Below are 12,255 nucleotides of genomic sequence, written 5' to 3'. Positions count from 1 at the left end.
ATTTCATAATATCCCCACCACTTGCATGCGCGCCCGAACGGGCAAATGAAATGCGCGAAGACCCCGATCCCCGCTCAAAACTCAACCAATAGCATTGCTTAGAACGACAAAGCTCATACAGCAATACAAAATATTAGCCATCAAAAACTCAACTTTAGATAACTGATACAACCGGCAGATAGACTCACCAACGCTGCGCGAGCACTCGCGCCATGTTTCGGAATTGCGCCGGCAAAGGCAAATGGCAGCGGCAAACGCTTGCCGTCATCTCGCCTCAAGACCCCCTAGAACTTCACGCCGAGGCTTGCCTTGACGCCGTGGTCGCGGGCGCCGTTGGCGACTTGGCCGTTGTAGCTCAAAGCGAGATTGGCCTTGGGCGAGACGGCGAAGTCGAGACCGGCTTCGATCAGCAGCGCGTCGCGGGCAATCGGCGCGCCATGGACGGTGAAGCTGTCGCCGCCGCCGGCGAAGGCGACTGTCGAGGCAGGCGTGACGTCGCCAAAGGCATGGCGCCAGCCGAGACCGCCGCGCACCGTCGCCTTGGCGTCGCCAAGGTTGAAGTCGCTCGCCGCGCGCAGGCCAAGCGTCGTCGAGGTGCTGTCGAAGCTCTTGTCAGCACTGGTCAGCGCCGCGGAGCCGCCGGTTTCGGTGAAGCCGTCGGTCGAGGTCGAGACATAAGCGAGACCGGCGAAGGGTTCGAAGGCGACGCGGCCAAGCTCGACCTTGTAGCCGGTCTCGACGAAGGCCTGCGCGGTGCCGGCATCGTAGCTGGCCTTGAGCGTTTCGGTGAGGCCGGGGAACGAGACCGTGCGGCTCGTGTCGATCGAATGCCTGGTGTAGGACGCACCGGCACGCAGCGCGACCGCGCCGAAATGGCGGCCGCCATAGACACCGACATGGAAGTTGTCGCTGTCGCCGGAGGCGGTGTCGCCATCGGCGTCGAAGCTGGTGCGGCTGTAGCCGCCGAGCAGGCCGACGCGCCAGCCGTCGCCGACGATGGTATCGCCGCCGGCAACGAGACCGCCGCTCGAATGCTTGAAGCCGCCCGAATTGCCGTCACCGTCGAACGAACCCCAATTGCCGAGCGCCTGGCCCCAGACGACGAAGCGATCGGTGTCGGCAGCGACCAGTTCGAGCCCACCCTCGCCATAGCCCATGACCGGCAGGTCGGGTGCGGCGACATCGCCGAAGGCCGAACGCACGCGGTCATTGGCGAACTCGCCGAGGAACTGACCCGTCTGCGTCGTGCCGCCGCTGACCGAGGCGTGAACGTCGCCAGCCAGCTGGTCGAGCGCGTCGCGCGCCTCGTCTTCGTCGGTCGACATCAGGAACGCCGCGGCGACGGGGTTGGAGTTCGGCAGCGCTGCAACGGCGCCTGCGGTGGCCGCCTGGTTTGGCGCTTCGGCGATGCTGCCCAGCGTGACATTGTTGCGGTGCAGCGCCAGGGTGACGTCGTTGCCATCGCCGCCGGCATAATCGAGCAGATGGTCGAGGAAGAGCAGGTTGTCGAGCCTGCCGACCGAAGCAAACGTGCCGGTGACCGCGTCGCCACCGTCATTGGCGATCAGCGTGAAGGGGCCATTGACCGGCAGCCACGCGCTCATGTTCGACGGCGTCAGCACCAGGTTGAGCGTCGCGCCCGAAATGTCGACGGTACCGTTGACGTTGAGACTGTCGGCGCCCGATGGCGTTGCCTCGACCTCGAGGGTGCCATGGTTGGCGTAGTTGCCGTTTATCGTCTGGGTGCCGATGGAGTTGCCTGCACCATGGTTGGCGCCGGCAGCCACGGTGACGTCACCGCCAATGGTGCCGCTGCCGCCGAGACGGGCGCCCGACTTGACTTCGACCCAGCTGTTGAGCGAGCCCGCGCCGCCGACGCCGACAATCAGGGTGCCGGCGTCAACCACCGTGCCACCGGAATGGAGATTGGTTCCGGTAAGCGTCTGGGTGCCGCTGCCCGTCTTGACCAGCTTGCCGGCTCCCGAGATGGCGCCGGAGAAGGTGGTGCTCTTGGTGTCTTTGCCGGTCGTCAGCGTGGCGCCGCCGAGATCGACGGTGCCGGCTCCCGCGAGCGAGCCGATGGCCTGGTTGTGGCCGGCGAGGACAAGCGAGGCGCCGCTGGCCACGGTGTAGCTGCTGTTGGCGCTGAAGACATTGGCGAAACCGGCGACGATGCTGCCTTCGGCGATGTTGGTCGCCGTGGCATAGTTGCTGAAGCCATAATAGTTGGTGAGGATCAGCGCGCCGCTGCCGAGCTTGGTGAAGATGCCGAGCGGGACATCACTATCGATGAATTGCGCCTCGGTGGTCAGGTCGAAGCTGCCGGTGTCGATCGCCCCACCAGCCGAGGTGAACTGGATGGTGTGGTTGAAGAGCTGGAGCGCCGCGGCACCCGACTGCAACGTGCCGCCATCCAGTGTGATGGTGCCAAGTCCGAGAACCGAATTGCCGGTGACCCGGATCGTGCCGCCGCTGATGTAGGCCCCGGCGCTGAAACCGTTCGAATTGTTGGTGACGACGAGCGTGCCGCCGCCGGTCTTCCTGATGTAGCCGACCTCGCCGGATTCATAAATTCTGCCGGAATAGGTGCCGGTGGCGCCGGTGCCGACGACGAACTCCTGGAACGGGTCGAAGCCGATGTCGTCGGTGATTTCCTGGCCGTCGACGAGGACCACCCGATCAGCCCAGGCGGGCTGGAGCAAAGCGCACAGGACAACGAGTGACACGCCCGAAAGAGCGCGCGTTCTGGAAAAAATGGCAGGCACCACATGCTCCCCGCCTGCCGTCGGGAGGGGAGCTTTCCCTCGGGCAAGCCCCAAAATGAATGGGCCCTACCTAAACGACAACGGCATGGTTGGGAAGATTTCGGCCCGCGCCATTTTTGGGACTAATTCCAAAAGGCAGGATTTGGCCGCTCAGGCCCGCACAGCTCCTATCGCGCAGCCTAGAATTTCACCGCCAGACTGGCGTTGACGCCATGTTGCTGCGCACCGTTGGCAAGCTGACCGGTGTAGCTCAGACCGAGGCTCGCCTTGGGCGAGACGACAACATCAAGCCCGGCCTCGACAAGCAGCGCGTCGCGGGCGATCGGCGTGCCATGAACGGTAAAGCTGTCGCCGTCGGCAAAGGCCACAGCCGAGGACGGCGCGACATCGCCAAAGGCATGGCGCCAGCCGACCATGCCACGCAGCGAGGCCTTGGCGTCGCCGAGGCTGACATCGGTTGCGGCGCGCAGGCCCAGCGTCGTCATAGTGCTGTCGAAGCTGTTGCCTCCGTTGGTCAAGGCTGCCGCACCGCCGATTTCGGTGAAGCCGTCCGCCGAGGTCGAGACATAGGCGAGGCCCGCGAACGGCTCGAAAGCGCCGCGGCCCATCTCGACCTTGTAGCCAATTTCCACAAAGGCCTGCGCGGTGCCGGCATCATATGAGGCTTTCAGCACCTCGCTGAAGCCGGGGAAAACGACACTGCGCGTGGTGTCGACGGCATGGCGCGTGTAGGTGGCGCCGGCGCGCAAGGCGACCGCGCCGAAATGGCGGCCGCCATAGACGCCGAGGTGGAAGTTGTCGCTGCTGCCGGACGAGGCGCGGGCGTCGGTCTCGAAGCTGGTGCGGCTATAGCCGGCGAGCAGGCCGAGTCTGAAACCGTCGCCGAAGGTCGCGTCGCCGCCGGCGAGCATGCCGCCGCCACTGTGGCTAAAGCCGGCGGCGTTGCCGTCGCCGTCGGCCGAGCGCCAGTTGCCGAGCGCCTGGCCCCAGGCGACGAAGCGGTCGCTGTCGGCGGCGACGAATTCGGTACCGCCCTCACCATAGGCCATGACGGGTATGTCGGCTGCCGCGACATCGCCGAAGGCCGAGCGGATACGGCTGGAGGCGACATCGCGCAACTGACCGCCGGCCTCGATGAAGGCGCCCGAAAGCGAGGCATGGACCTCGCCTGAAAGCGCATCGAGTGCCCCGCGCACCTTGCCCTCGTCGGTCGACAGCATGAGCGCGGCACGAACCGGATCGTTGAGCACCAGGCCGTCGACGGCCACGCCGGTTGCGACCTGGTTGCGGCTCTGGCCGACATCGCCGACCGAAACGTCGTTGCGGGTCAGCGTCAGCGTCACGTCGTTGCCGTCGCCGCCGGCGTAATTGATCAGGTGGTTCAGGAAGACAAGCTTGTTGAGGTCGCCGACCGAGGCGAAGCTGCCCGTCACTGCGTCGGTGCCATTGTTGGCGATCAGCACGAAGGGGCCGTTGAGCACATGCCACGAGGCGCTTGTCGGCGGCGTCAGCAGCAGATTGAGCCTGGCGCCTGAGATGTCGACGGTGCCGTTGACGTTGAGCCTGTCGGCTCCCGAAGGCGTCGCCTCGACTTCGAGGGTGCCACGGTTGACGTAATTGCCGTTGATCGTCTGGGTGCCGACAGAATTGCCCGCGCCATGGGTGGCACCACTGGCGACGGTGACGGTGCCACCAATCGTGCCGCTGCCGCCGAGCCGCGCGCCGGACTTGACCTCGACAGGACCGAGAATCGAGCCGGTATTGCCGACACCGACGATCAGCGTGCCGGCATCGACGCTGGTGCCGCCGGTGTAGGTGCTGGTGCCGGACAAGGTGAGCGTGCCGGCGCCCGATTTGGTCAGGCGGGCCCCGCCGGTGATGGCGCCGGCGAAATTACCTTGGGAAACGCTGATGCCGGCGCTGTTGGTAACGGTGCCGTTGCCTTGCAGGTTGCGGATGAGCGAGGGGCTGGACTTGCCGTTGAAATCGAGCGTTGCGCCCGACCGCACCGTGGTCGCCAGTGCAAGTTCGGTGATCTTGCCGACCGAACCATTGCCGTCCTTGAGAGTACCGCCGGCGATCGTGATCGATGTCGAGATATCCGCAGCCATCCCGGAATTTATTGCAATGGTACCGGTATCCGTTGAGCTGCCGAAAACAATCGTGCTGCCGAACACGGACAGAGTAGCGGCATCGAAGTTCATGGTGGTGCCCGCAGCCGCGGCGATGGTGCCGGTTTCGCCGCTTTTGACGTCGACCTGATTGGTGAACGACATGTCAGCCTTACTGACAAGTGCCGCACCTCCGCCGATCATTACCGGCCCCGATCCCAAAGCCGAGGCGTTGGTCATGGCAATGGTGCCGGCTTCGATGTTGGTGTCGCCTGAATAGCTGTTTTCGCCCGAGAGCGTCAGCGTGCCTGTGCCGATCTTGGTCAGGTTGGTAGCACCCATGATGGTGCCGGCGAAATTGCCCTGTGCAATCTTGATGTCGCCGCTGTTGGTGACGGTGCCGCTACCTTGCAGATTGCTGATTATGGGGCTCGATCCCGACGCGGTCTGGCCATTGAAATCGAGCGTGGCATCGGCAGCCACGGTCGTCGACTCGGCTCTCTCGGTCAGGTCACCGACCGAATGGTTGCTCGCCTTGAGCGTGCCTCCCGCGACGACGACCGACGTCGACTTCCCGATGAAGGCATTTCCGCCCAGCGTGATCGTGCCAGTGTCGGCGGAACTGCCGAAGACCACGGTCGAGCCATTGTTCACGGAAAAAATGCGGCCGGCAATATCCAGCGTCGTACCCGCTGCCGCAGCAATTGTCGTCGACACGCCTTCATTGATGACAACATTGTTTGTGAAGCCGAGGGTTGCGGTGCTCAAGAGCTTGCCGCCTGCCATGAACACCGCGCCGGAGCCCAGGGCTGAGGCGTTGGCGACGGCGAGCGTACCAGCTTCGATCATCGTGACGCCGGAACGGCTGTTGATGCCCGACAGCGTCAGCGTGCCAGCGCCGGTCTTTCGCAGCATGGCCAGGTCGGCTTCGGAGATCGTCCCAGAATAAGTAGCAGCCGCGCCAGCTCCGACATTGATGGCATGGTTCCCGTCGATAACCAGGGCGTTGGAGATGTCGATGCCATTCTGGATATCGATGGTCGTGCCACCGGAGGCGATGACAGAGCCGCTGCCCAGGGCCCTGTTGTGGCCGAGGCTGAGCGTGCCTTCAGACAGCGTGGTCCCACCGCTGTAGCTGTTGGCGCCCGACAGGGTCAGCATGCCGGTGCCGGTCTTGCGCAACACGGAGGCTAGACTGGTTTCGGAGATCGTCCCGGAATAGGTGCCGGCCGCGCCAGCTCCGACATTGATGGTGTGGTCCCTGTCGATGGCCAGGGCGCTGGAGATATCGACTCCATCCTGGATATCGATGGTCGTGCCGCTGGAAGCGACGACCAAACCGCTGCCCAAGGCCTTGTTATGGCCGAGGCTGAGCGTGCCTTCAGACAGCGTGGTGCCGCCGGTGTAGCTGTTGGCGCCCGACAGGGTGAGAGTACCAGTGCCGGTCTTGGCCAGGCTCCAGGCACCGGCCGTGAAGCCAGCGGCCGCCGCATAGCCCGAATTTGCCAGGAAGCCTTGTTCATCGGAGATCACGTCCGAAACCGTCACCGTCTTGCCGGCAGTGGGCGCGAAAGTAACCGTGCCGCTGCCTTGCAGGAACATGCCGGAGCCAGCCGCCTGGCCTGATGTCGGCAGCGTGCCAACGGCTCCGCTGACAGCGCCGGCGGCCCCCGCAGTGACGCCGCCGCCCGATATCGAACCTGAGGCAATGATCAACGAGCCGCCCTCGGCGACAAACAGCCCACCGCCGAGCGCACCACCGCCACCACCCGCGGAGCGGTCAAAGCCTGAGCCGCCATTGCCGGCAGCAAATCCGCCGCCGCCGCCATCGCCAAAGGCGCCACCACCGCCGCCGCCACCGCCATAACCGCCGCCACCGCTTAGACTGCGCCGCCGCCGCCGCCAAAGCCACCGCCGCCGCCTAGACTGCCGCCGCCACCGCCGCCGCCGCCAAAGCCGCCGTCGCCACCACTGCCGCCGCTATAGCCACCGCCGCCCGCAAGATCACCTCCCGCCTGGCCGCCAGCGCCGCCGTTTGCGCCACCACCAACTCCAGCACCATTGCCATGCTGACCGGCGAACGCGCCACCACCACCAGAGTCACCGAAATCTGGCACGGTGCCGCCATCCCCACCGAGGCCGCCACCACCACCGGAACTACTGCTGGCATGTGAGGGATAGTTGTCTGCCCCGCCATTACCACCAACAGCTTTGTTGCCGGAAAAAGAGACGCCGGAGAGTGTAACCGAAGCGCCCGTACCGGCACCAGCGTCGGCGCCACGCACGAACAGCGCGCCGCCTGCCCCCAGGCCGCCGCCACCGGATTCGCCCACAAAGCCAGTCCCCCCGTCGCCGCCCTTGGCACGACCGTCGGCGAGGGTGACGTCGTTGATGGCGATTTCGCCTGCATTGGCGAAGAAGATGCGCTGGCTGTTGCCGCCGCTGACGGTGTTGCCATTGCCGTTGATGGCAAGCGGGCTGGTGGCCAGCGGTGTGCCGGCGGCATTGCGCAGGCCGAGCGGCGGCAGCGGCCCCGTCAGCGTGATGTTGGCGATGACATTGATGGTGTTCGACGCATCGCCATTGCTGTTGGCGCTGGTGATCGCAGCGGCGAGTTCTGTTTCGTTGGAAACCACGAAGGTGGCGGCGAATGCCGGCTGCGCCAGGGCTGAAAGCGCAATCAGCGACACGCCTGACACGGCCTGTCGCGCATAATTTGTCTTCAGCATTTCGGCCCCCACTCGGCGCAGTTTCACGTCACTGGCACCGGATGCCTGCAGCCAGGCGCCCCGATACGGGCGGCCGGGCTCAGCTTCCGCCACGCCAGACGGCAGGGCTACCGCGACAGGGGGGCCGGACATATACGGCAGATGGCGTATTTCGACAGGGGGATGGACGGAAAATGGAGAACGCGCGGACACATCGGCAAGCTGCCATCACGTTGACGACGTCAGTACCGTCCGCAAGCTGGCGATGACCCTGCGCTGCTCAAGGATGCCAGCGGCAAGATGGCGGTTGCGGCGGCTAACCCGCCGCGTGCCGGCCGGCGTTGCGGCCGGAGAAGATGCAGCCGCCAAGGAAAGTGCCTTCGAGCGCGTTGTAGCCGTGATAGCCACCGCCGCCGAAGCCGGCGACCTCGCCCGCAGCATAGAGGCCGGGAACGGGTTCACCGTCGGCGCCGAGCACCTGGCCGTCGAGATTTGTGTGCAGGCCGCCCAGCGTCTTGCGGGTCAGCACGTTGAGGCGGACGGCGATCAGCGGGCCGTTTTCGGGAGCGAGGATCTTGTGCGGCTTGGCAGTGCGCACCAGCCGGTCGCCGAGGTAGCGCCGGGCGCCATGGATGGCGGTGACCTGTGCGTCCTTGGAGAAGGGGTTGTCGATCTCGCGGTCGCGCGCCGCGATCTGGGCATGCAGGCGGTCGTGGTCGAGAAGGTCGTTGCCGGCGAGCGCATTCATGCCGACGACGAGGTCGCGGAGGTTGTCGCGGACGACAAAATCCGCGCCATGCTGCTTGAAGGCCTCGACCGACGGCGGCGCGCCCTTGGCGCGGCGGCTCTTCAGCACCTCGATCCAACGTTTTGAGGTCAGGTCCGGGTTCTGCTCGGAACCGGACAGGGCGAACTCCTTCTTGATGATCTTCTGCGTCAGCACGAACCAGGAGTATTCGTGGCCGACAGACAAGATGCGCTTCAGCGTGCCGAGCGTGTCGAAGCCGGGCAGGAACGGTGCCTCCAGTCGGTCACCCAGCGCATCGAACCACAGCGACGACGGCCCCGGCAGGATGCGGATGCCGTGGTTGGGCCAGATCGGGTTCCAGTTGGTCACGCCTTCGGTGTAGTGCCACATGCGGTCGCGGTTGATGACCGCGCCGCCTGCAGCTTCAGTGATCGCGACCATGCGCCCGTCGACATGATGCGGCACGCCGGCGACCATCTTTTGCGGCGCCGGCCCGAGCCGGTCGGCCGGCCATGCCTTGCGGACCAGATCATGGTTGCCGCCGATGCCGCCCGAGGTGACGATGACGGCGCCGGCATGGAACTCGAAATCGCCCACAACGCCACGGCCGGATTGCTGGCCGCGCTCGACCGTGGAAGGTTCGAGAATTTCGCCTGATACGCCTGTCACCGCGCCATTGGTCTTGATCAGGCGGCTGGCCTGATGACGGAACTTCAGCTGGATGCGTCCGGCGGCAGCATGGTCGCGGACGCGGCGCAGAAACGGCTCCAGCACGCCCGGGCCGGTGCCCCAGGTGACGTGGAAACGCGGCACTGAATTGCCGTGACTATCCGCCCGCGCGCCGCCGCGCTCGGCCCAGCCGACGACAGGAAACCAGCGCATGCCCTGGCCATGCAGCCATGGCCGCATCTCGCCGGCAGAGAAGTCGATGAAAGCCTCGGCGACCTTGCGTGGCCAAAAATCTTCCGGACGGTCGAACTGCGCCGAGCCCATCCAGTCCTGCAGCGCAAGCTCGCGGCTGTCCCTGATGCGCATGCGGCGCTGCTCGGGGCTGTCGACGAAAAACAGCCCGCCGAGCGACCAGAATGCCTGCCCGCCAAGCGAGTTCTCGCCTTCCTGCTCGAGGATGACGACACGTTTTCCCTTGTCGGCCAGCTCTGCCGCCGCAACGAGCCCGGCCAGCCCGCCGCCGACAACGATCGCATCCGCCCGCTCCGCCAACTGCCCCTCCCAAGGTTTATCGGTGTCGCGGCGAGTTTCGGGCAACGGGTTGGAAGATCAAGCGGAAAGTCGGGGCAGGATGGTTCCGCTGGGGAAGAAGAGTCACCCACTCCGGCCGCTGCGCGGCCACCTCTCCCACACTGCGTGGGGGCGAGGAACCCAAGTTTTGCAGGCCCCCCGAGCATGTCGGTGGCCCGAGCGGTAAGCCGGTAGCCTAAGCTCCGTAGCGCTTCTTCAGATGGCTGGTGAAATGCGTCGCGTTGAGCTTTTCGCCGGTGGCGCGTTCGAGGAGGTCGGGGGTCGACCAGCGCGAGGCTTGCGACCAGATCTTGTCGCGGCGCCAGTTGTTGACGGTCTCGAAATGGCCGCGCGCGATCTCGTCGTCGACCGAAGGATGCTCCCTAGTCAGGGCCGCCCATTGCTGCGCCGCCATCATCGCGCCCAGCGTGTAGGACGGGAAATAGCCGAAGGCGGCACTTGGCCAATGCACGTCCTGCATCGGGCCGTCGGCCGGATTGTCGATGGTAGACAGGCCGAGATAGTCGCGCATCCTGGCGTCCCATGCCTCGGGCAGGTCGGCGACCGCAAGGCGGCCGGAGATCAGTTCCTGCTCGAGCTCGTAGCGCAAGATGACATGCAGCGGATAGGTGACCTCATCGGCGTCGACGCGGATGAGGCCGCGCTCGACATGGTGGACGTGCGGCAGGATCTCGTCCATCGACCAGCTTTCGCCGAGATGCTGCTCGACGAGCGGCAACGCCCATTGCCAGAAGGCGGGGTTGCGGCCGAGCTGCTTTTCGACGAACAGGCTCTGGCTCTCATGCACGGCCATGCCGCGCGCCTTGCCCAGCGGCCAGTGCGACCAGGCTTCCGGCAGGTTCTGCTCGTAGAGCGCGTGGCCGGTTTCGTGCAGCACGCCCATCAGCGCCGACAGGAAGTCTGAGGTCTTGTAGCGCGTGGTGATGCGCACGTCCGACGGCACGCCGCCGCAGAACGGGTGATGCGACACCGATAGGCTGCCGCGCGTCAGGTCGAAGCCGACGGCGCCCATCATCGCAAGGCCAAGCTCGCGCTGGCGCTCGATGGCGTAGACGCCGGAGAGCGGGCGCTTCGGGCTCCTCGCCAGGCGTTCCTGCTGCACGGCAAGTGCCTCCGGCACGAAGCCTTTCAGGAACGCCTTGAGGTCGGTGAAGACAGGCGTGATGTCGGCTGTACGGTTGCCGGGATCGTATTGCTCCATCAGCGCATCGTAGGGGTCGAGGTTGAGCGCCTCGGAGCGCAGTGCCGCCTCCTCGCGCGCAATGGCGACGATGCCTTCAAGTGCTGGCTGGAAACCGGCCCAGTCGTTCTTGGCCCGGAGGTCGCGCCACAGCTGTTCGCAGCGCAGACGAGCCGAGGTCTGGCGCTCGACGAACTCGGTCGGCAGGCAAGTCATGTTGGTGTACTGGCGGCGGAACTCGCGCACGGCGAGACGCTGATCGTCGTTGAGCGCCTCGGTCTCGGCGGCGGCGATCCAGTCTGAAATCTCGGGCGCGGTTGCCTGGCGGTGATGCATGCCGGCGAGCGCCGACAGTGCTTCGGCACGCTTGGCGCCGCCGCCGACCGCCATGTGGGTCGCCTCGTCGGCGCCTAGAATGGAAAGCGCGTGTTCCAGCGCTTCGAGCTTGCGGCCGAGTTCGTCTAGTCTCGCGAAGGACATGGCATTTCCTCTGTCTCGAATTCGCGGCGAGAGGATACCAATCCGCAGGCATTCGCAAGACCGTTCGGCTGGTCCACCACTTGCCGGAACGGCAGCCGGCATGCTCAATTTGTGCAACTGAGGTCGAAGGGGGGCGACTATGGTCGCAAACATACTGGTCGGGCTCGTCGCCCTGATCCATCTCTACATCGTCTATCTCGAAATGGTGCTGTGGGACACGCCGCGCGGCCACAAGGCGTTCGGCCTCAAGCCGGACTTCGCCACGGCGTCGAAAGTGCTGGCGGCCAACCAGGGGCTCTACAACGGCTTCCTCGCCGCCGGCCTGATCTGGGGCCTGTGGCTGAGCGATGCGGGCTTCCAGGTCAAGGTCTTCTTCCTGCTCTGCGTCGCCATCGCCGGGCTCTACGGTGCGGCGACCGTCAGCCGCAATATCCTCTACATCCAGACCGTGCCGGCGGCATTGGCACTGGCGGCACTCTGGCTCGGCTGGTAGCCGAGGCCCCGCTCACCCCCGGGAAGCGATCCGGAGGCGAGCGGGCTCCGGCCTCCTTAGTGGAGAGCCGCGTCGTGGTCGATCTGCATACCGAGATCGTTGACCTCGGCCATCAGCCGGTCGTACTGGCCCGCCGGGATCTTGCCGCCATCCCGAGCGGAATCGCGAATGGCCGTCCTGCGGATCATCGCCTCTTCACCGCGCAGGCCGCGAAGCTCGGCCGGCGTGATCAGCTTGGCATGGCGGTCGCTCATGAGCCGGGCATTGTCACCCTGGAGGTCGTCAAGGATGGCGCGCAACTGGCCGCCGGTCGCATAGCCGTCCGACGGTGCCGGCGAGTCCGGCTTGTCGCCGCCGCTGGGGCTGTTCTGGAACGAAAACTCGCGCATCGTTCCGTGATGCTCCTTGGCGAAAGCCGTCGCCAGGGGCGTTGAAACAAGGATTGCGGCAAGCGCCGCCTTGAATGCCATAGAGCGCATTTTTGCAACTCCCGGACCCGCGGGACGCGAC

At 65.6% G+C, this 12,255-nt stretch carries 7 protein-coding genes; 1 reads left to right on the top strand and 6 read right to left on the bottom strand.

Annotated elements, in window-relative coordinates:
• Window positions 1-284: 284 nt before the first annotated feature.
• The 5 genes from SLT36_RS06470 to SLT36_RS06450 all read right to left on the bottom strand — a co-directional run bounded on the left by SLT36_RS06470 (window position 285) and on the right by SLT36_RS06450 (window position 11,252).
• The gene (locus tag SLT36_RS06470) at window positions 285-2,675 is read right to left on the bottom strand and encodes an autotransporter outer membrane beta-barrel domain-containing protein (protein ID WP_432286370.1); all 2,391 of its coding nucleotides are present in this window, start codon (window positions 2,673-2,675) and stop codon (window positions 285-287) included.
• A gap of 269 nt (window positions 2,676-2,944) precedes the next feature.
• On the bottom strand, window positions 2,945-6,592 hold the full coding sequence (locus SLT36_RS06465) for an autotransporter domain-containing protein (RefSeq protein WP_432286369.1): 3,648 nt from the start codon (window positions 6,590-6,592) through the stop codon (window positions 2,945-2,947).
• Between the two features lie 164 nt (window positions 6,593-6,756).
• On the bottom strand, window positions 6,757-7,605 hold the full coding sequence (locus tag SLT36_RS06460; protein ID WP_432286368.1) for a hypothetical protein: 849 nt from the start codon (window positions 7,603-7,605) through the stop codon (window positions 6,757-6,759).
• Between the two features lie 295 nt (window positions 7,606-7,900).
• Window positions 7,901-9,553 (bottom strand): FAD-binding dehydrogenase, encoded by a 1,653-nt coding sequence (locus tag SLT36_RS06455; protein ID WP_432286367.1) that lies wholly within the window; start codon window positions 9,551-9,553, stop codon window positions 7,901-7,903.
• 214 nt (window positions 9,554-9,767) lie between these two features.
• A complete protein-coding gene (locus SLT36_RS06450) occupies window positions 9,768-11,252 on the bottom strand; it encodes a carboxypeptidase M32 (protein WP_432286366.1) in 1,485 nt (494 codons plus the stop codon).
• Window positions 11,253-11,391: 139 nt separating this feature from the next.
• Between SLT36_RS06450 and SLT36_RS06445 the strand changes: the two genes are divergently transcribed.
• A complete protein-coding gene (locus tag SLT36_RS06445) occupies window positions 11,392-11,745 on the top strand; it encodes a DUF1304 domain-containing protein (RefSeq protein ID WP_432286365.1) in 354 nt (117 codons plus the stop codon).
• A 56-nt stretch (window positions 11,746-11,801) separates the two neighbouring features.
• On the opposite strand, the gene SLT36_RS06440 is transcribed toward SLT36_RS06445, so the two are convergent.
• Window positions 11,802-12,224, bottom strand: coding sequence for a hypothetical protein (locus tag SLT36_RS06440; protein WP_432286364.1), 423 nt, complete (start codon window positions 12,222-12,224; stop codon window positions 11,802-11,804).
• Window positions 12,225-12,255 lie beyond the last annotated feature (31 nt).

The sequence above is a fragment of the Aminobacter sp. BA135 genome (genome assembly GCF_050859125.1).
Lineage (GTDB): Bacteria > Pseudomonadota > Alphaproteobacteria > Rhizobiales > Rhizobiaceae > Aminobacter > Aminobacter ciceronei.
The sequence above is the reverse complement of the archived record's forward strand: the minus strand, read 5'-3'. Positions and strand labels throughout refer to the sequence as shown.

Excerpts from the sequence above, each read along its gene's own strand:
- SLT36_RS06460 (WP_432286368.1), bottom strand. The coding sequence starts at position 7,605 with ATGCTGAAGACAAATTATGCGCGACAGGCCGTGTCAGGCGTGTCGCTG.
- SLT36_RS06450 (WP_432286366.1), bottom strand. The coding sequence starts at position 11,252 with ATGTCCTTCGCGAGACTAGACGAACTCGGCCGCAAGCTCGAAGCGCTG.
- SLT36_RS06445 (WP_432286365.1), top strand. The coding sequence starts at position 11,392 with ATGGTCGCAAACATACTGGTCGGGCTCGTCGCCCTGATCCATCTCTAC.
- SLT36_RS06440 (WP_432286364.1), bottom strand. The coding sequence starts at position 12,224 with ATGCGCTCTATGGCATTCAAGGCGGCGCTTGCCGCAATCCTTGTTTCA.